Source organism: Ruegeria sp. CF3 (genome assembly GCF_056537365.1).
The window spans coordinates 154,956-174,037 of sequence record NZ_JBQFRK010000007.1 but is presented as its reverse complement, the minus strand read 5'-3'; the positions used below and the strand labels follow the sequence as shown (position 1 = coordinate 174,037).

Sequence of the window (19,082 nt, the reverse complement as noted above, 5' to 3'; positions counted from 1 at the left end):
GGCAGAAAGGAAAAATTTCATGCACGGCATTTCCGATAGCGAAAAGCTCCACACCATCTCGGACTACTACAGCGCCTCGCAACTGAGGGCAGACCGATGGAGCGCGCTGCGGGAAACGGCCGAGTCCCTGGATCAGGGCGGTAACGAAAAAGATCGGGACCGGGCACGGCAGTTGCTGCAGGCGCTGGCCCCGATCGAGATGTATTTCGCTTTTCCGGGCGGATCGGCGTTCGACTATCTGCGTCGTTTGCTGGACCATGGTAACTTTGGCGATTTCTCTACCGCCGTGCGCCGGGTGTCGCGGGCGCTGACCTCAGGGGCCTATCGTCGCCGCTCGATCCCGTTGATCGCGGATGAGACCGAGGTTGATGAGTTTGAGGACGAGTCCACCCAAAGCCATGAAGCCCGCGCGCTGGGCCGCCCATATTTCGAGGTGATGATCGTTGACAAGGTCAACGAACATCAGGAACGGTTCCTGCAAACCAGCCTGCAACGGATGCGCCGCAGCGAAGATCCGTTTATTTATGAAACCGTTGTCGTTCCCAGTGTCGAGGATGCGCTGATCGGGGTTCTGTTCAACCAGAATGTACAGGCGGTCATTGTTCGCCCGGGCCTTAGCCTGAAGTCCAAGAACGAAACCAATGTTTTGGGCCGCTATATCAGCCTCTATGGCGAGGGCGCCGATCTTGATGCGCTGTCCCCTTCGGAATACGGCCCTGAAACCTGCCGCAGGATCGGCATGCTGCGCCCCGAGCTGGACGCTTATCTAATCACCGACCGTTCGGCGGAAGATATTGCCGGTCTCGATCTGGGCCTGTGCCGGCGGGTCTTCTACAATCAGGAAGACTTTCTGGAATTACACCTGAACATCCTGCGCGGGGTGCAGCGGCGCTATAAGACACCGTTCTTCACGGCGCTCAAGGAATACTCAAAACAGCCCACGGGCGTGTTCCACGCGATGCCGATCAGCCGGGGTAAATCGATTAGTCGCAGCCACTGGATTCAGGACATGGGGGCGTTCTACGGATCAAATATCTTCATGGCGGAAACTTCGGCCACGTCTGGCGGGCTGGATTCGCTGCTGGAGCCGAAGGGCCCGATCAAAGAGGCGCAGGAAGCTGCCGCACGCGCATTCGGCTCTAAACAGACGTTTTTTGCCACGAATGGCACCTCGACCTGCAACAAGATCGTGGTGCAAGCTCTGGTCCGGCCCGGAGACATCGTGCTGATCGACCGCGACTGCCACAAATCGCACCACTACGGCATGGTGCTGGCGGGAGCGAGCGTGGTCTATATGGACAGCTATCCGCTGCACGATTACTCGATGTATGGCGCGGTGCCGATCCGAGAGATCAAGCACAAGCTTTTGACCCTGAAGGCCGAAGGCAAGCTGGATCAGGTTCGTATGGTGCTGCTGACCAACTGCACATTCGACGGCATCGTCTACAACGTGCAGCGGGTGATGCAGGAATGTCTGGCGATCAAAAAGGACCTTGTATTCCTGTGGGATGAGGCGTGGTTCGGTTACGCGCGCTTTGCCCCGAATTCGCGCGTACGTACCGCGATGCGATCGGCCAATATCCTGCGCGAACAATTCCGCACCCCAGAACATGCCGAGGCCTATGCCAACCAGCAGGAGGAACTGAAGGGCGCGGATGATGAAACCCTTCTGAACACCCGCCTAATCGCTCCGCCCGATGCACGCGTTAGGGTCTATGCCACACAATCAACGCATAAAACGCTGACTGCGCTGCGGCAGGGTTCGATGATCCACGTCAATGACCAGCAGTTCAAAGGTGCGGTCGAAGAGGCGTTTCACGAGGCCTATATGACCCACACCTCGACCTCTCCCAATTACCAGATCATCGCCTCATTGGATGTAGGCCGCAGACAGGTCGAGATCGAAGGGTACGAGTTCGTCCAGCGGCAGGTCGAAAGCGCGATGGCAATCCGCCGGGCGGTGACAACGCATCCGCTGCTCAGGAAGTATTTCAAGCTGGTCACGGCGGGCGACATGATCCCCGAACAATACCGCGAAAGCGGGATGACCAGCTATTTCGATCCCGATCAGGGCTGGGCCGATGTTTGGGATTGCTGGGCCAAGGACGAGTTTGTTCTGGATGCCACCCGCATCACGCTGCATGTGGGCGCCACGGGCTGGGACGGCGATACGTTCAAGACCAAGATCCTGATGGATAAATACGGCATCCAGATCAACAAGACCTCACGCAATACCGTGTTGTTCATGACCAATATCGGCACCACACGCAGCTCGGTCGCTTATCTGATCGAGGTTCTGGTCGAGATCGCCAAGGAGTTAGACGATCTGATGGACGATGCCTCGAAGATGGAAAAACGGGCCTTTGAAAAGCGCGTCAGCAACCTGAGCGAACACGTCCCACCTCTGCCTGATTTTAGTCGGTTCCACGATGCGTTCCGCTGTGAAGCAGGTACCGAAGCCGGTGACATCCGTACGGCGTTTTTTCTGTCCTATGACGAAGACAATTGCGACTACGTCGAGCCCGACAAGGAGATGTTGGAACGGCTCGAAGCCGGGGAAGAGATGGTCTCGGCCACCTTCGTGATTCCCTATCCGCCGGGTTTTCCCATTTTGGTACCGGGGCAGGTGATCAGCCCTGAAATTCTCAAATTCATGCAGGAACTGGACGTGTCAGAGATCCACGGATTCCGTGCCGATCTGGGCCTGCGCATTTTTACCGAAGACGCTTTGAAATCAGTAAAGAACCCCTAAGGGGTCAGGGAGGACAACAATCATGCCAAAGAAGGTGCTGAAAAACATCTCGGAAATCCGCCGGTATTTCCATACCAACAAGGACCCGATCTATTTCGTATCGGCAACCAATTTCAACCTGTTGGGGCTGGATGAATGGGTGATGAACTTCACCTATATCTGCTACATGGATTGCTTTGACGGGCGACATCCGAACGTGTTTGTGCCTTCGGAAATGCCGCATGATGAGTTTCAGTCCATCGAAGACATCAACAATTATCTGCTGCAGCACAAAGAGGTCATCGACCTGGTCAAGCGGCGCGGTGGCAAGCCCAAGTTTGTCTTCCTGATGTTCGACGAGACGACTGAGAAGCTGGTCAAGGAGCTGGGCGGTCAGCTGTGGTTCCCCAAAGCCAAGCTGCGCACCAAATGTGACAACAAGATCGAAACTGTCCGTATCGGCAATAAGGCGGGTGTGCCTTCGGTGCCCAACACGCTGAGCGTTGTCAAAAGCTATGATCACCTGAAAAAGATCTGCGAAAAGGCCGGATTGGGGAATGATCTGGTGCTACAATCCGCCTTCGGCGACAGTGGCCATACGACGTTTTTCATCAAGTCCGAGGCCGATTTCAACAAGCACAAAGACGAGATCATCGGCGAAGGCGAGATCAAGATCATGAAGCGGATCGACTGTCGCGGGGCGGCGATCGAGGCCTGTGCGACCTCGGAGGGTACCATCGTTGGCCCGCTGATGACTGAGCTTGTGGGCTTCAAGGAACTTACCCCCTATCGCGGCGGCTGGTGCGGGAATGAGATTTTCTCAACCGCCTTTCCACCGAAAGCACGTGAACAGGCGCGGCAATTGACCTTCCAATTCGGGGAAGAGCTGCGCAAATCAGGCTATCGCGGCTATTTCGAACTCGACTTCCTGATCGATAAGAAAACCGACGAACTGTGGTTGGGCGAATTGAACCCCCGTATCACTGGCGCCAGCTCGATGACCAACCACGCGGCCTTTGCGCACGCTGATGCGCCACTGTTTCTGTTCCATCTACTTGAGTTTTCAAAGAAGCCCTTCGAGCTGGATGTCGAGGAACTGAATGCCCGCTGGGCGGATCCGGACATGATCGACAGCTGGTCGCAAATGGTAATCAAACACACCGATGACAGTGTCGACCGGATCACGCAGGCCCCACAGTCGGGCATCTACAAGATGCTGGAAGATGGCCGCGTCGTGTTCGACCGGTTCGACTATCACCGCCGCGCGGTGGGCGAGAACGAAGCGTTCTTCCTGCGTATCTCGAATGTCGGTGATTACCGCTATGAGGGCGCTGATTTGGGTATCCTCGTGACTCGCGGGCGGTCGATGACCAAGGGCTTCAAACTGACGGACAAATCGAAGAAGTGGATTCATGGGATCACTTCGGCTTATACGGCTGAACCGCTGCCCGCGGCACAGCCGATGGAAGACCCCGCGTTCAAAATTATGTAGAAAGCCCCATGGCGCTTGTTTTTCGCTCAATCGACGAGGAACAGCCCGGTCCCAAGCTGGCCGGGCTGTTTGCCGAATACTGGCCCGCCTACCGCAAATGGTGGGCGCAAGAGGGATATTCGGCCCGCCCCACCTATCGCGAATGCCTCCGCGCCTTGCAAAAGCACATGCCCGAGATTCTGCCGCTTTATGAAGAGATCGTCGAATTGGTCGGCGGCAGCGACAGCCAGGCGCGGTTTCTCAGCTTTTACTGCCCGCCGAAATATCTTTCGGGCTGCAGCCAGGCGATTTGGCGTGGCAAGACACCGTTTCTGGTGCGCAATTACGACTACCATCCAAAAACCTTTGACGCCGCTCTGCTGAAAACCCGCTGGGACGGGCGCGGGATCATCGGGATGAGCGACGGCGTTCTGGGTCTGCTTGATGGCATCAACGATGCCGGTCTGACGGTCTCGCTCACCTTTGGCGGGCGGCGCGAGGTCGGCGACGGCTTTGGCGTGCCGCTGATCCTGCGCTATGTCCTTCAAACCTGCGAGACCACTGCGCAAGCGGTTGACTGCCTGTGCCGCATCCCTTGTCATATGAGCTATAACGTCACCGTTCTGGATGCGAAACACAATCACAGCACGGTGTACCTTGCCCCGGACCGGCACCCGCAAATCTCGGACCAGCCGGTCGCGACAAACCATCAGGGCCATGTCGAATGGTCCACCCATGCGCGCTTTACGGCCACCGTGGAACGCGAAAGGTTCTTGCTCAACCGTCTCAACCAGCACCCGGAAAGCGAGAAGCGGTTTATCGATGCGTTCCTGCGTCCGCCGCTTTATTCAACGGCTTTCAGATCAGGTTTCGGCACGCTCTATACTGCGGTCTATCGGCCTGCGAAGAAGCAGTTGCAACTGCTTTGGCCCGGTGCCAGCTGGGACTTGTCCTTCGATGGCTTCAAAGAGGGTGAGCTGAGTCTGATGTTGCCCGACGAGGCCGAGCCTGCAGTCTGACAAGCGCGGTCGCCCTTCTAAACTTCTTGCTCTTGGACGGGCGACGCAATAATGGGAGCGCGACGCGCGGCAGTTTCAAACAAGGCCCGGCGGGATCAACACCACATATTTCTATGACGCGATAGGACCACGGAAAGCATGACCGGTACCTCCCCAAATTGGCTAAGACTGCTTCCTTACTTCGTCACCGCATTGGTGATGGTCCTGGTCTGGTCCTGGTATCTGACTGATCTGGGTGTTGGGAACATCTATCACTACGATGAATTCTACACTTATGACCGTAGTACAGGCTTTGCGCGCAATGGGGACTGGCTGGCGGTTTATTCCAACAACGAACCCAGCCTGAAAAAACCGCCCATGCAGTATTGGATGTCTGCGCTGCTGATGGAGTTTGGCGTATCTGATATTCTGGCCTTGCGCCTGCCGTCGATGATCTTTGCGCTGGGCGCGCTGATGGCAACGGCCGTACTGGCGCGGGTGATGATCCCGGACAGCCCCTGGGCCATGCTGCCTTCGGTCCTGCTGGTGGCCACGTCGCTTCAGTTCTGGCAACACGCCACATCCGCGATGCTTGATACCGGTGCGGTTTTCTTTTCGACCCTTGGAATTGCAGCCCTGTTGGCAGCGTTGGAAAAGCCGAAATACTGGCCTTATTTCGGCGCAACTCTGGTGTTGGCCGCCTTGCAGAAAAGCCCAACTCCGCTGGCCTTTCTAGCGCTGGCACTACTGACGCTGAAGTTGACCAACAGATGGCAGACGGAACCGTTCAGCGAGATCTGGCAGAACAGAACGTTTCGCCGGACACTCAAGATTGCGATCCCGCTGGCCTTCGCCTGGCCGATCCTGCAAGAGCTTCGGTTCCTCTTTGGCGACTCGCTTGATGGCAACATCAAAGGCGAGATGCTGGATCGTTTTCGCCCATCGCTCAGCGATCGCGGCTTCGGGAAGCTCTATGATCTGATCATCTCGGGCGAGCCGTGGTTGCGGCTGCTGGGTTTTGTCGGCATCTGCGCTCTGCCATTTCTGCAAAAGCGGCCCAGACTTCTTGCTGCAACAGGGATAGCCGCGTTCTTCGTCATCATGATGTGGGCCGCAGCCGGCAAGGTTTATGCACGCTACACCCTGCTGATCCTGCCGATGCTGATGGTCGCGGCAACCGGTTTGTTGTTTTCGGTCGAGCGCCTGCGCTGGGCCGGGATGGTGGCCGCGCTGGGTCTGGTCTTTGTTGCAGGCGGCCTGTTCTATGACCGCGATGCCACCGATCTGGGCAAGGGTCGCGTGCGTTTGGGCGTGCCCGAGGCCGAGATTCTGACCCCTTTGGGTGCAATGCTGCAACCGGATGAAACCCTGCTGCTCTGCGCCTATGACCGCAAGTTGCGCGTACCGCCCGGGGCCGCATCGGTCTTTGCTTCCAACGGTAGGCGCTTTGTCTATCTCAGACGGCTGGAGCTGCACAAATACCTCGACAGGTTCGGCTATACCACCGGCCCGCTGCGAGGGCTCTGTTCGGAGGGTGAGTTGTCTGAGCTGGCACCTGACCTGATCGGGCTCGAGACGCAGCCAACTGCGGTTGACGGTTTGGTCTATTGGTCAGCAACCGGTGTCACGCCCGCCCCTGAATAGGAGACACGGTGCAATCCGCCCCATCGCTGAACAATGCCCCAACAAGTTGCGCAGATGTTGGCCTGCGATGCGGTGGCCACTTGAATTTTCGCCGTTGATCCCGCAAAAGCCCTGAGACTGAAACAAGTAAAGCTATCCACTATGCATGCTGATCATGATGCCAACGCTGACAATCGACCCACTGTGTCGATCGTGATTCCCATGCATAACGAACAGGGGGCTGTTCCTGGTCTTATCCAGGGCATCTGCGCTGCTGCGGCCGAATTGCCCGCGTTCGAGATTGTCGCGGTTGATGATGGATCGACCGATGGCACTTTTGCGGCGCTGCAACAGATGCAGAAAGACTGTCCGCAACTGCGCATCCTGCAGCACAAAACGGCCGGTGGCCAAAGTGCTGCCGTGCATTCCGGCGTCAAGGAAGCACGCGCGGATATCTGCTGCACGCTGGATGGCGACGGACAGAACCCGCCGGAAGAACTGCCAAAGATTTGGGCGCCGCTGGTGTCGGGTGGTGATGCCTCGATTGGCCTGGTAGCGGGGCAACGGGTTGGCCGGCAAGACACTGCGTCAAAGAAGCTTGCCTCGCGCTTTGCCAATGCACTGCGGGGCTGGATGCTGAAAGACGGCACACGTGACACCGGCTGCGGTTTCAAAGCGTTCCGACGGCAGGCTTTCCTTGATCTGCCCTTTTTCAATCATATGCACCGTTATCTGCCCGCCCTGTTTAAGGCCTATGGCTGGAATATCGCGCTGGTGGATGTGGCGCATCAGCAGCGTTTGTCGGGCGAATCCAAATACACCAATTTCGGGCGGGCCATGGTCGGCATCTGGGATCTGTTCGGCGTCGTCTGGCTGACCCGCCGCGCCAAATCCGTTTCCGCAACCGAGGCGTCCCGGTCATGAAAGAAACCATTCTGGAAATCCTGCACGTCGACAGCCCGACCGAGGCGCTCTGGGTCTTTATCGGTCTGGCCGGTCAGCTGATGTTCAGCGCCCGGTTTATCGTGCAATGGATCACGTCCGAGCGCGCCAAGAAATCCGTCATCCCGATGGCGTTCTGGTACCTTTCGATCGGCGGCGGGCTTATCCTGCTGAGCTATGCGATCTATCGCCGTGACCCGGTCTTTATTCTGGGTCAGTCGATGGGCCTGTCCATCTACCTGCGCAACATCTTCCTTATTCGCGCTGAAAACCGCTGATTGATCGTAACGCTTCTTTACGACCTGCCACCCATTACAAGTTTGTCGGCTGCACCCGTTCAGCGGGTAGCGGCCTACGGCTGCGTTGTGTGAACAACCTCTTATTGTTTCTGAAATTTTCGTGCTAGTATCCCGCGAATAGATTTTCAGAATTGTACTCGGAGGATATTTTCTCTTGCCCGATAGCTCACCCCGGTTGTTCAGATTGCGCCCTCTGGAAAAGGCGGATCTGGGAACAGTTGCGCGCTGGTTTCAGGATATCCATGACCTGGCACTGTTCGACCGAACGTCGCGCATTCCTCAGAACCTGGTACAGACCGAACAATATTGGGAAGACGCGATAAACACCTCAAAGGACTGCTGCAAATGCTGGTTCGCAATCGAATCTGACAGTGGTGATCTGGTGGGGATGACCGGGCTTGAAGCAATTTCCAGCGTCAACAGGGATGCGGTGGTTCCGGTTTTTGTCGACAAATCCATCCGTCGACATGGCGTGGCGGTGCGTTCGGTTGCGCTGATGCTGGATTTCGCATTCCGGCAATTGGGGCTGAACCGTATCACCTCGTATTACCGGGCCGACAATCACAGCAGCCGTGATCTGATCCAGCGAATCGGCTGTGAGATCGAGGGCACGATGCGTCAGGCCTGGTTCGCGGATGGGCAGTTCCATGACATGGTTGTCGTCGGCATGTTGAAGCAGGACTGGATCGCGCGTCGAGAGGTGCTCGCGCAGGAGTTAGGCACCCAAACAGTGGTCAGTTTTGATGCCTCTGGGTGGTCTTGGCCCCCCGATTCCGGTGCAGATACCTAAAATGTTACGTATTCTGAGTCATTTTTTGCTAAAACAGTCCTGTCGGATTCGACATGACAACACAATTGAGTATTGCCAGTGAACACGACCGGTTCGGACGCATCAATAAAACAGAAACTAGGCGCGGTGCTTTTTGCCGACGTTGTCGGCTATTCCCGCCTGATGAGCGAGAACGAGATGGATACGTATAACGCGTTGAAGTCTTTGCTTTCGCAGCTTGAATCGGCTTGCTCAAAGTATCAGGGCAAAATCATCGAAGTGCGCGGTGACGGCATTCTTGCCTTATTCGACACGGCGACCAGTGCGGTAGAGTTCAGCATCGAACTGCATCGGATCGCTGCGGAACATAATCAGGCGCGGGATGACGAGCACAACATCAAATTTCGCGCTGGCGTTCACATGGGCGAAGTTCTGATGGACGAACGCGGCATCCACGGTGACAACGTCAATATCGCTGCCCGCCTGCAGGAGATTGCCGAGCCAGAACGGGTTTATGTCAGCGCAGCCGTCTATGAACAGATCCGTAACCGCCTGCGCTATGGCTATGAATTCCTCGGTCCCAAGCAGCTCAAGAACATTATGTCTCCGGTCGCGACCTACTGTGTCCGAACCGAGGTCGAGGGTGCAACAATGGCCGCAACCCTACGTCCTGAGATGCAGCTGGAAGTGCTTGAAAGGCCCGATAACCCGTCGGTTGCGGTGCTGCCCTTTACTAGCCAAGGCGGGGATGAAGATGACAGCTGGGTCGCCGAAGGGCTGACCGACGACATCATCATGAACCTGTCCAAGTTCCGGAACCTGTTCATCATTGCCCGGAATTCCTCGTTCTTCTTCAAGACCCAGTCGATGTCGCCGCAGGAGGCCGCTCGGCGTCTGAACGTGCGCTATATCGCGCGCGGCAGTGTGCGCCGCTCGTCCAGTCGTATCCGGATCACGGCCGAGCTAATCGACGCCAACACCGAACGCACCATCTGGGGTGAACGGTTCGACCGTAAGCTCGATGATATCTTCGACATCCTGGATGAGGTGACCGAGTGCATCGTTGCCGCCACTGCAGTCATGATCGAGTCGCATGAAAAGCTGCGCATGGTGCAGGCAATCCCGTCAGACCTGCGGGCTTATGGTTCGGTTCTGCAGGGGCAGCACCATATTTTCAAATACACCCGCAACGACAACCGCAAGGCGCAGCATTGCTACGAATCCGCGCTTGAGCGCGACGGCGGGTATGCACGGGCCGCGGCGGCGCTGTCACGCACGCTCAACATCGATTGGCGCTATTCATGGACCGAAGACCCAAACAGCGCGCTGGACAAGGCCCTGTCGCTGGCTCAGCGCGCGGTGGAGCTTGACCCCACAGACGCGCGCGGGTTTGGAGAGCTGGGCTATGTGCAGCTTTATCGTAAAGAGCATGACTCGGCGATCGAATCCTACAAACGCGCCCTGCAGCTTAACCCCAACGATGCGGACATGCATTCGGACTACGCCGATGCGCTGGCCCATTGGGGCGACAACGAAACCGCCATCAAACATCTGCAGCAGGCGATGCGCCTGAACCCCTATTTCCCCGATCAGTACCTGTGGCATCTGGGCGGGGCCTATTACAATCTCAAACGCTATGACGACGTGATCTCATGCGTGAACAAGATGAACAACCCGACCGAGGGGCAGCGCGTGCTGGCTGCCAGCTATGCCCATAAGGGCGAGCTGGAAATGGCCCGCCAAATCGCAGACAAACACCGCGCAGCGCATCCCAATTTCTCATTGTCGCGCTGGGCCAAGGTTCAGCCAGACCGCCTGTCCGACGACACGCAGCATTTTGTCGAGGGGCTCAAAAAGGCCGGGTTCTGAGCTGCTGCCCGATCTTGCCTATAAAAATCAACTCGCCTGTTCGCGGTCGAACTGCATGCGTAGTCGCCTGACTTCATCCATCTGCTCATGCGACCAGAAGACAAGCGGTTTCAGCATTTCAAGCAAGCTTCTGCCCAAAGGTGTCAATTCATAAGACACTGCCACTGGCGGTCCGGGATCGACGGTGCGGGTCAAATAACCATCGCGTTGCAACCCGCGCAGGTTTTCGGTCAACACACTTTGTGTGATGTCTCCGATACAGCGCTTGAGATCGCCAAAGCGTTTCGGCTCATCCTCCAGCGCAAGGATGATGATCATCCGCCATTTGCCCGTCACATTGGACAGTACGGAACGGATTGAGCAGTTGGAAGCTTCTGCCTTGTTGGCAACACCAATTGGTAGCATCTCAGTCTCTGGTATTGTTTCGAAACTTAATCGCACAATAGCGTCACCTTAGCTTCGGTACAACTCCCTGAAAATTCAGGCAGTAGCCTCAAGCATACCAGGTCATTTTAAAGTACGTAATTGAAATGTAGTATGGATTTGCTACCACATATCCAGTAGATACGAATCACAGGAAATCAACATGTCCCCCAAAGAACTTGTAATCGCACTTTTTACGGCTGCCTTTGCTGAACAAGATCCGGAGGCAGCGCTACAGCTCGTTACCCCGGACTATATTCAGCACAACCCGCAAGTCCCGACCGGAGCCGAAGGCCTGGCCGGCCTGATCCCTTTGGTCGAACAATCCGGGATGACTGCAACTACCCACCGGGTCATCACCGAGGGCGATATGGTTGTATTGCACAGCACGTTCGACAACGCGGACGCTTTTGGTGCACCGACCCTCGCCGCCTTTGACATATTCCGCGTCGAGAATGGCAAAGTTGCTGAACATTGGGACAATTTGCAGCCCGTTCCCGAAACAACAGTGTCGGGCCGTGGCATGACAGATGGGCCGACCGAGATCACCGATCTTGAGAAAACAGAAGAAAACAAGGCGCTGGTTCTGGGGTTTGTGCGTGACGTTCTGGGCGGTGCCGCGCCCGAGAAAGCTCCGATGTATTCCGAGGTCTATATGCAGCACAATCCAATGCTTGCCGATGGGATCGATGGCCTGATCGAGGGCACCAAAGCCTGGGCAGAGCAGGGGAATGTGATCACCAAATTCGAGCCGCAGATTGTGGTGGCCGAAGGCAACTTTGTCTTTGTCGCCTCAGATGCCACCGTCAGCGGGAACCCTTGGGCCTTCTTCGACCTATGGCGAGTCGAAGATGGAAAGATCGTTGAACATTGGGACGTCGTTTCGCCTACGCCAGCCGAAATGGCGCACGAAAACGGCAAGTTCTGATCTTCGAAAGGGATGGCGGGTCAGGCATAAATGGCCCGCCAACCCAAAGCAGACGTTGGAATAAAACCAAACGTCAATCGGTCAGGATGATTTCAGCCTTCCTATTCACCACGTGCCTTTGCGCCGCTGACTTTGGCACCTGACACCTTAGCACCGGACACCTTGGCCCCGCTGACCTTCGCGCCCGAGACCTTGGCCCCGCTCACCTTGGCGCCCGAGACCTTGGCTCCGGACATCATCGGTGCGTCATACTCAAAATAGACGTCCAGCAGCACGTCTTCGATCTGACCGGCTGCGATATCCATGCGGATGGTGTAATCGGCCTGATCGTAGTTCCAGACGCGAATATCATTGGCCATCTGGTAATCCGCTGCCGCGACGCCCGAAACCGAGGGGTTCATCGGCGCGCGTGCGGCCTGTTGTGTGGTGTCCGGCGCGTTAGCGTCATTGCTGGTCTGCAGCTTGAAGCCATGGGGCAGGTTGCCACCCGTCGCGCTCTCGCCTTCGCCATGCACCAGAAAGATCGTGGGTTCCGGCATCTCGTAATAGGTGCCGTCATAGGCGAAGCCGTAAATCCGGGCCAGTCGTGCATCGCCTCCGAACTGGTCCCCGATGAAATTATTGACGCCACGACCCCTCCGGCGGCCATCCTGTTCGATGAACAGCTGTTCCGAGTGCCGGTTCGCGATCTGCTGCCAGTGGGTATGCTTGAACTGACGTCCGCGGCGTATATAGACAAACGAGTCGTGCGGAACCTTCTTCCGCTTGTCGAACTTGAACTTGTCGCCGTCCTTGATGACCTTGTAGATGCCGGACTTTTCGTTTGCCGCATCCCCGACCTGGACCAGAACGCGATCGTCTTCCCGGACATGTACGCCGTCGATTTTGGTGAATTTCTTACTGAAGTCGTAGTCTTCCTCAACCTCTTCGGCCAACCGGACCGAGCGTTGTTTCAGTTTTAAATCACTTAACTCTCGCCCAAACAGTAATACCTCGGAAAAACTGAGTAAGGACTCAGACATATCACTTTCTCCCTATCGGGGGTCGACGCTGCCGATTGCCTCGCCTGTCCCGGTTTGCGCATTCAGTGCGCGTTGAATGTCACTATTATCACCCCGTGCGCGTAACCTGCCACAATAGCGGGGGAAAAACAAAGACTTTAAGGTTCATTCACCTCGGGTGACAGCGTACGAACCGACGCGGCATGGCTCGTTCCGTCGGGCTTGGTCAAACGGGGGCCGGGCGCTGTCAATCCGATGTGGCGCATGCGGAAATTGCCTTCGATAATCTGCCGGAATGCGCCGCCGGTGACCTCGTGATCGACCATGACCAAGGCGCGTTCAACGCCGAAGTAGCTCAGCATATCGGGGTCCAATTTCTCCCACGCATCTGCAAGATAGGACCCCAGCAAATCGCGCGCTTCGATCAGGGCAACCCGAAAGCCTTCGGGGTCGGCTGCGTAATGTTCGTCGAACAGGTCCTGCATGATCGCATTGTATTCGTCGGTCCCTTCCAACTCGTCCGAGAGCTCCTCCATCTCCGGGTCGATCACGTCATGTGCTACCAGTCGTTCGTGGTAGATATCGACCAGAATATCGAACATCGCCCCGGTCAGTGGTTCCGACAGGGCGTGTTCGCTGGACCATCCATGCGAGAATTCAGAAAGCGTCCGGTCATTGGCGGCGATCCGAATTTGCGAGTTCTGCGACAGCTCGGCAAAGCGGCTCAGCCGGTTATAGGTATAAAGGTTGCCGCGCGTGTTTTTCAGCAATTCATCCACGACCGAGCCGAAATGCAGCGACGCCAACAGCGCCACCATATCGGCCGCCGATTCATGGAACCCATAATACTCGCCGGTCGCATCCTCTTCGGATGGCATGCCGACCACGCTGTAGATGATGGCATGGCCGATCTCATGCGCGACCACATCGAAGTTCAGGCTGTAGGGGCGGTATTCGTCACCGATATCGCGAGTGCCACCGGTTTCCAGAAATCCCCAACCGATATGCGCGTTATCTAGACTTGGCAGCAACGATAGCTCAAGCCGCTCGAAATCACGCGAGAAATGCCAGGGGATCGGGCGATTAAAATAGCCCTCCCACACATCCATGGTGAAATGGGCCGCTCCGAACAGATGGGCGGCTTCAAAGGCCGGGTCCTCGGGATCGATATGGATGAAATTGCCAAACTCATCGGGCTCGGGCGGCGGCAGGATATAGCCGTCCCATGCGGGCAGATACATCTCGGGGCCGTCTTCACCCTCGATCATCGCGCCATAGGGGGTCGTTTTGTCGACCGGGTACATCGCATACATGCGGGGGCCCGATGGGCCTGGGCCTATGGTCCCTTGCGGGGCCGATATTTCGACCAGTTCGGGCTTGGAATTCGGCTCTAAAAAGGGCGATTGCGGATATAGTAAGAACCGCGTGCCGGGGGGGTCATTCTCTGAATAGTCGGGCCAGATTGCCAATTTTCCCTCCCGTTATCCGCCGGCGTGCAGACCGGCTGCCAATCCGGGCTCTTGGTCAACCAGATCGCCACCAGCTTGGCAAAACATGAACTCGGCGGCAACCAAATCAACCAAGGCATCGCGCCCCTCAAGGCCAAGCCCGATCGCGTAGGAGTCAAGATCATCCGGCACCCTCTGGTCAAGACGTGTTTCAAAATACCAGATCAAGGCGCGCGTCCGGGTTGCAGCGTTGCTTTGGTCCGGCGGCAACGCCGCTTTGCGCTGCGCCCGGTCGCGCAACGCGCTGTAGTCGCCCGAGCGTCGAAGCTCGGCTAGCAAAGCGGCATCCATTGTCTCGGCCAGCGTTTGGATTGCGATATCGACACGGGATTTGTCGGCCAGCATCGCCTCGTACTGCACAAGGGTCAGGTCATTTTCTTCCAGCCATTCAAGCAAATCCGCGTGGCGGGGCAGTCTGGCCTCCAGCCGATGTTCGGTCATTTGCTTGACCACGGCGTTTTTATCCGGCTCCAAACCCTGTCGGCGGGTCTCGTCCTTGGACAGCAAGCCTAACGCTGCGCGATCACGTAGATGCGCGTAGAGAACCGGATCAAGCCGCAGCTCATCCACTAGCGCCCGCGCCTCGCTATCCTGTTGTGCGGCTTCCCCATCCACACGGGCGCAGAGGTCACGCCAGACCAGCGTCCGTTCGGTGCGATGTGCGTCTGACACATTCGTTCCAGCATTCAGAAAGCGGGCCATCTCAGCCAGCATCGTGCGGGCGTCATCCCCTTTCGCATCCACCTGCCCCTCGGGCAACCATCGTTGAAAGGGTTGCGGGTCCGAAGCGCCCTCAAGGATGCGATCCCAAACCCGGTCACGGTAGTGCAGGTCTTTCGCCTTTTGCTGCAACGCGTCGCCCGTCTCTGACGACAACACACCCGCTGTCTTGGCTTGCGCAATGGTGGCGCGGATCGAGACCATAGGCTCGCTCAGCGGTGGAAAGCCAAGCTCGGCAGGGCCGTGCAGCACCGCCACCTCGTCATCATCTTCGATGGCACCATTCAGGTAACCCTCAAAAATCTGGCCGATCCCGATCATCCCGAAATCCGCCAGCTCTGCCGCGCGCAGCGCACCCATGCTGGCACTGCCAAAGACCGGTATACCTTGCTCCAAGGCCCACAGGATTTCCTTGTGCCAGACCGAGGGCACCCCGTCGAAATACCCGTCTATAATCCCGATCGCACGCGGCTTTTCCCGCACTGCCCGATACACATCGCCCTGCTGAACCGGGGGTAGAATAGTGGCGTTCAGATGTTCGCGTACGGCTTCGGCCCGTAGCGTCGGCCCGACAAAAACAAACACACTCATGACATCACCGCTCGCGCACGGGGGCCTGCGACAAAGTCGGGATCGTCATGGGGCGCTTCCAAGCCCGGTATCACCGCGCGCACCACTGCGATGTCAATTTCGGGTCGCGACAGATCAACAGTGACCACCTGATCAATGCCTGCCTCGGACAGGCGCGCCAGCAACAAAGACAGGTCATCCGTGAACGATCCGGTCACGTAGGTTGGGCATTCGGTGAAATCACCGATGGGCGCCGAGCCATCGATCAGTTCGCGGATGTATCCGCTGCGCCAGTTCCGGGCAGTGTCCGAGAACTCTTCCGGGTCCAGATCATCCCGCGCGCCCGAGATATAGGTCAACCGTGTTTGCGCCGCCTCGGTCAGCGCCCGCAGCAGGGCAATGGCGCGATCCGGGTGGCAGCCGTCGCCGATGCCGATATGGCCCGTCGTGCCTCCGCCCTCACATATCGCGCAGCGAAAGCTGGCGATGCCGATGTCCGAGGTCGTGTCCCAGATTCCCAAATCAAGCCCCGCCGCAGAAATCTGTTCCATCGCCTGAAGGCAACGCGGGTCGTCCACTGTAAGGGGATCAACACGCGGGGTTGCGCCCTGATGGTGCCACAGCGTTGTGGCGTCACGCTCGATCAACTCGCAGATCGCGTGGCAACTGGCTTCGGTCAGGTTGTTGCCGGACGCCAGCCCGTTTGTCGTTCGCGGAAACGCCCGCTGCCCAGCCACGGGCGAGATGGTATAATCGGTGTCCACCATCTCATACGGCACCCAGCAGGGCTGGCCCGAGGGCAGATCGCGCCCCAGCACCCACAGTATCGCCTGATGAGGGTCGAACTGCCCGCCGGTGACGCTGGGCAGACGGTCGGCATCTACCACATACTCCACCGCCAGATCAGCAAAGCTGGACAGCCGTAGCGGCAGTTCGATCCGCTCTGCGTGCCAGGATTCAATCGCTTCCATCACGCCCGAAGCCCGGGCTGCGCTCAGCGACAGCCCCTTGCCCAGCGACACCGCGACCGAGCGCGAGTTTGGCCGCGTCACCATCACTGTCGGCAATCCAACCCGGTCCAGTCCCGTCAGGTTGGCGATCCGGGTTATGCCCATCTGCTTGAGGAATGGTTTGACGATGGCCAGGGTCTCTTCCGGGTCGCGCAGCCGGTGGGTGTCTAGAACATAAGACTTCTGCGAATTCCCGGACATCCAAATGACCTTGCCAAATATCTGATAAACCACCGTAACCCGCCGGGCGGATCATGTTGGCGTCAGGATGCGGGATGAATGCGTAGTGGTCAACCGCGCAACGGCCCGGCAATCCACGCTTGCATGACCCGCGCGCTGCCGTTAAACGAGCTTCCGCATCGCCTCAATAGCTCAGCTGGTAGAGCAGGTCCTTCGTAAGGACAAGGTCGGGGGTTCGAGTCCCTCTTGAGGCACCATATAATGTATGAAAAATTAATATTATCAATTAGTTGCATGTTCATGTAGCTCTTTGATCCACCCTTTCATCCACCTTGTTCACCTTGTAACGGTCAATGTTGCTGGGGGACAAATCTCATAGTTCGATAGCATCACTTACAAGAAATATGCCGAAACGTTGAGCGCTACCTAGCGCTGAATCCTGTGGCAAGTCTAAGGCCCACATCACACGGCGTTCACGAACCGAAGCACAGACGCCTCAAAGCGCGCGTGGACCAAATGCCGCGACAATTGCTGCGCTTAAAGCATGGTACGAAGCCCAAGGCATCCAATTCCTGGGTGCAGGTGATACGGCCAATGGGGTTGGAGTGGTTTTGGTCAATAAATGTGACTGATGAAAAGAACACCTGGAGTTCATTGACGACGTCCCGGCTTGGTTGGATAAACCAATTTCAAAGGAAGTACTAAACAACCAGAATTCTAAGTAGCACACGCTGTTCAGAAACATTTTTTTCCTGGTATTCATAGATTAAACTGGTGACCCCTGTTCTCAGGTCTGACAGTGCATGGCATCTCATTGGGCGAATAGAGACCTTCGCGCAGTAAAATTGCCTCAAATGGTTTCAGTGTGGGCAGGATGGTTTCGGCAAATCGTCCTCTTCTCTGACGCAGCTCGGGAAATAATTCGAAAACCTCGCGCAGAGTTGCGCGGTCCATCGCGTCTAGAGAAGTATCGCCGGGGAAAAAGGACTCGGACCACACGCCTTCAACACAAATTAGCTCATGTTGGTCAAAGAGAACGTGGATGTAATGAACTTCTTGGTCGGGTGGGAGTTGGAAAACCATTTCACCATCCAGTAAGCCCTTGGCAGGCGCTAGCATCAAGCTTTCGCCGAAACACAGCTGCATGTCTGGCGAGGTAACAGCAATCCGATGTTGTGGCGAAACCGTCAGATCCCGTGTCGGGCATTTGCGTGAGAAACTACCCGCACGAAAACGAACCGGGCAGAGCTGCGGACTTTGCTGTAAGTCGCCAACGGTGAGGCGTCGTTTTCCGATCCAGCGAACAGGCTTTGCTGTTCCATCGAAAACTGTCACTAGGTCGCCGGGTTGCAAGGTCTCAATTGGTTGTGAGCCCAGAGGTGTCAAAACCATCGACCCCAGTGTGAAGCATACGAAGGATGGCAAAGTGTCGTAATCTGAAGGAGGTGCAGTAACGATGCTGTTGTTTGTGTTTTCTATCGTGTCACCGACATCCACATCGCCAGATGTAACAATGATGTACTGGGGGTTGGAAAACTGAACCAATGTGAATGTTACAGGTTGCCCACCTATGTCACCGCTATAGGTTTCAAACGTTTGAAAGTTTGTAGAGTCACCTAAGAAACTAGGTACCCCCGAGACGTCGAGCTGCTGGCTTCCATCTGCATCAGGATCTTCAAGCGCATCATCATTATCAATAATCTCTACCTGATAAGAGTTTAGCACGGTGACGTCTGTGAAGCTTAACGGATCATTGTCAATTTCAAGAATCGTAATGAAAGCCAAAGCGCTATCCCTCGATATACAACCTAATCAATAGCTCAAATATAAGAATGCAACCTTATGGAGAAAAGATAAAGCTCTGTTACGGTACCGACGTTGCTTTGGAACGTGCCGTAGGGAAAGGACAACTAGAAACTCAGATTTGGACCTGACTTCTACTATAACCGCTAAACCTGCTAACCGGCGCAGGCGTAATTTATAATTTTGCCGCTAGAACGTCTCTTGAGTGCCCAATTTCACTTACTGCGGACAGCTATG

At 56.5% G+C, this 19,082-nt stretch carries 15 protein-coding genes and 1 tRNA gene; 10 read left to right on the top strand and 6 right to left on the bottom strand.

Annotated elements, in window-relative coordinates; translation table 11 throughout:
• The first annotated feature begins 19 nt into the window (after nt 1-19).
• From ACR0KC_RS19810 to ACR0KC_RS19775, 8 genes are all read left to right on the top strand, one after another.
• Complete coding sequence (locus ACR0KC_RS19810; RefSeq protein ID WP_170636619.1) at nt 20-2,752, top strand: aminotransferase class I/II-fold pyridoxal phosphate-dependent enzyme; 2,733 nt, start codon at nt 20-22, stop codon at nt 2,750-2,752.
• Nucleotides 2,753-2,774: 22 nt separating this feature from the next.
• A complete protein-coding gene (locus ACR0KC_RS19805) occupies nt 2,775-4,223 on the top strand; it encodes a biotin carboxylase (RefSeq protein ID WP_170407976.1) in 1,449 nt (482 codons plus the stop codon).
• An 8-nt stretch (nt 4,224-4,231) separates the two neighbouring features.
• Nucleotides 4,232-5,221, top strand: coding sequence for a C45 family autoproteolytic acyltransferase/hydrolase (locus tag ACR0KC_RS19800; RefSeq protein WP_170425427.1), 990 nt, complete (start codon nt 4,232-4,234; stop codon nt 5,219-5,221).
• A gap of 138 nt (nt 5,222-5,359) precedes the next feature.
• Nucleotides 5,360-6,844: an ArnT family glycosyltransferase gene (locus tag ACR0KC_RS19795; protein ID WP_480707461.1), complete on the top strand. Its 1,485-nt coding sequence runs from the start codon at nt 5,360-5,362 to the stop codon at nt 6,842-6,844.
• Nucleotides 6,845-6,985: 141 nt separating this feature from the next.
• Nucleotides 6,986-7,747: a glycosyltransferase family 2 protein gene (locus tag ACR0KC_RS19790; RefSeq protein WP_170514273.1), complete on the top strand. Its 762-nt coding sequence runs from the start codon at nt 6,986-6,988 to the stop codon at nt 7,745-7,747.
• Nucleotides 7,744-8,043, top strand: coding sequence for a lipid-A-disaccharide synthase N-terminal domain-containing protein (locus ACR0KC_RS19785; RefSeq protein WP_039542759.1), 300 nt, complete (start codon nt 7,744-7,746; stop codon nt 8,041-8,043). Before ACR0KC_RS19790 ends, ACR0KC_RS19785 begins: the two co-directional genes overlap by 4 nt.
• Before the next feature lie 175 nt (nt 8,044-8,218).
• On the top strand, nt 8,219-8,854 hold the full coding sequence (locus tag ACR0KC_RS19780; RefSeq protein WP_170425435.1) for a GNAT family N-acetyltransferase: 636 nt from the start codon (nt 8,219-8,221) through the stop codon (nt 8,852-8,854).
• Between the two features lie 78 nt (nt 8,855-8,932).
• On the top strand, nt 8,933-10,702 hold the full coding sequence (locus ACR0KC_RS19775; RefSeq protein ID WP_170407986.1) for an adenylate/guanylate cyclase domain-containing protein: 1,770 nt from the start codon (nt 8,933-8,935) through the stop codon (nt 10,700-10,702).
• Nucleotides 10,703-10,729: 27 nt separating this feature from the next.
• On the opposite strand, the gene ACR0KC_RS19770 is transcribed toward ACR0KC_RS19775, so the two are convergent.
• Nucleotides 10,730-11,107 carry a winged helix-turn-helix transcriptional regulator gene (locus ACR0KC_RS19770; protein ID WP_170397987.1) on the bottom strand — a complete coding sequence of 126 codons (378 nt, stop codon included), beginning with the start codon at nt 11,105-11,107 and terminating at the stop codon, nt 10,730-10,732.
• A 181-nt stretch (nt 11,108-11,288) separates the two neighbouring features.
• On the opposite strand from ACR0KC_RS19770, the gene ACR0KC_RS19765 reads away from it, so the two are divergent.
• Nucleotides 11,289-12,053 (top strand): nuclear transport factor 2 family protein, encoded by a 765-nt coding sequence (locus ACR0KC_RS19765; RefSeq protein WP_170513538.1) that lies wholly within the window; start codon nt 11,289-11,291, stop codon nt 12,051-12,053.
• A 101-nt stretch (nt 12,054-12,154) separates the two neighbouring features.
• On the opposite strand, the gene ACR0KC_RS19760 is transcribed toward ACR0KC_RS19765, so the two are convergent.
• From ACR0KC_RS19760 to ACR0KC_RS19745, 4 genes are all read right to left on the bottom strand, one after another.
• Nucleotides 12,155-13,075 carry a pentapeptide repeat-containing protein gene (locus ACR0KC_RS19760; protein WP_170397991.1) on the bottom strand — a complete coding sequence of 307 codons (921 nt, stop codon included), beginning with the start codon at nt 13,073-13,075 and terminating at the stop codon, nt 12,155-12,157.
• Between the two features lie 137 nt (nt 13,076-13,212).
• Nucleotides 13,213-14,523 (bottom strand): gluzincin family metallopeptidase, encoded by a 1,311-nt coding sequence (locus tag ACR0KC_RS19755; protein ID WP_480772171.1) that lies wholly within the window; start codon nt 14,521-14,523, stop codon nt 13,213-13,215.
• A gap of 12 nt (nt 14,524-14,535) precedes the next feature.
• Nucleotides 14,536-15,873 (bottom strand): TfuA-like protein, encoded by a 1,338-nt coding sequence (locus tag ACR0KC_RS19750; RefSeq protein ID WP_480772170.1) that lies wholly within the window; start codon nt 15,871-15,873, stop codon nt 14,536-14,538.
• Entirely contained in the window at nt 15,870-17,063 is a 1,194-nt protein-coding gene (locus tag ACR0KC_RS19745; RefSeq protein ID WP_480772169.1) for a YcaO-like family protein, read from the bottom strand. Before ACR0KC_RS19745 ends, ACR0KC_RS19750 begins: the two co-directional genes overlap by 4 nt.
• A gap of 160 nt (nt 17,064-17,223) precedes the next feature.
• Between ACR0KC_RS19745 and ACR0KC_RS19740 the strand changes: the two genes are divergently transcribed.
• Nucleotides 17,224-17,299: transfer RNA gene (locus tag ACR0KC_RS19740), tRNA-Thr, on the top strand.
• A gap of 502 nt (nt 17,300-17,801) precedes the next feature.
• Here ACR0KC_RS19740 and ACR0KC_RS19735 read toward each other — a convergent pair.
• Nucleotides 17,802-18,827 (bottom strand): Hint domain-containing protein, encoded by a 1,026-nt coding sequence (locus ACR0KC_RS19735; RefSeq protein WP_480772168.1) that lies wholly within the window; start codon nt 18,825-18,827, stop codon nt 17,802-17,804.
• Nucleotides 18,828-19,082: the final 255 nt, after the last annotated feature.

Excerpts from the sequence above, each read along its gene's own strand:
- ACR0KC_RS19810 (WP_170636619.1), top strand. The coding sequence starts at position 20 with ATGCACGGCATTTCCGATAGCGAAAAGCTCCACACCATCTCGGACTAC.
- ACR0KC_RS19805 (WP_170407976.1), top strand. The coding sequence starts at position 2,775 with ATGCCAAAGAAGGTGCTGAAAAACATCTCGGAAATCCGCCGGTATTTC.
- ACR0KC_RS19800 (WP_170425427.1), top strand. The coding sequence starts at position 4,232 with ATGGCGCTTGTTTTTCGCTCAATCGACGAGGAACAGCCCGGTCCCAAG.
- ACR0KC_RS19795 (WP_480707461.1), top strand. The coding sequence starts at position 5,360 with ATGACCGGTACCTCCCCAAATTGGCTAAGACTGCTTCCTTACTTCGTC.
- ACR0KC_RS19790 (WP_170514273.1), top strand. The coding sequence starts at position 6,986 with ATGCATGCTGATCATGATGCCAACGCTGACAATCGACCCACTGTGTCG.
- ACR0KC_RS19785 (WP_039542759.1), top strand. The coding sequence starts at position 7,744 with ATGAAAGAAACCATTCTGGAAATCCTGCACGTCGACAGCCCGACCGAG.
- ACR0KC_RS19770 (WP_170397987.1), bottom strand. The coding sequence starts at position 11,107 with ATGCTACCAATTGGTGTTGCCAACAAGGCAGAAGCTTCCAACTGCTCA.
- ACR0KC_RS19765 (WP_170513538.1), top strand. The coding sequence starts at position 11,289 with ATGTCCCCCAAAGAACTTGTAATCGCACTTTTTACGGCTGCCTTTGCT.
- ACR0KC_RS19760 (WP_170397991.1), bottom strand. The coding sequence starts at position 13,075 with ATGTCTGAGTCCTTACTCAGTTTTTCCGAGGTATTACTGTTTGGGCGA.
- ACR0KC_RS19750 (WP_480772170.1), bottom strand. The coding sequence starts at position 15,873 with ATGAGTGTGTTTGTTTTTGTCGGGCCGACGCTACGGGCCGAAGCCGTA.
- ACR0KC_RS19745 (WP_480772169.1), bottom strand. The coding sequence starts at position 17,063 with ATGTCCGGGAATTCGCAGAAGTCTTATGTTCTAGACACCCACCGGCTG.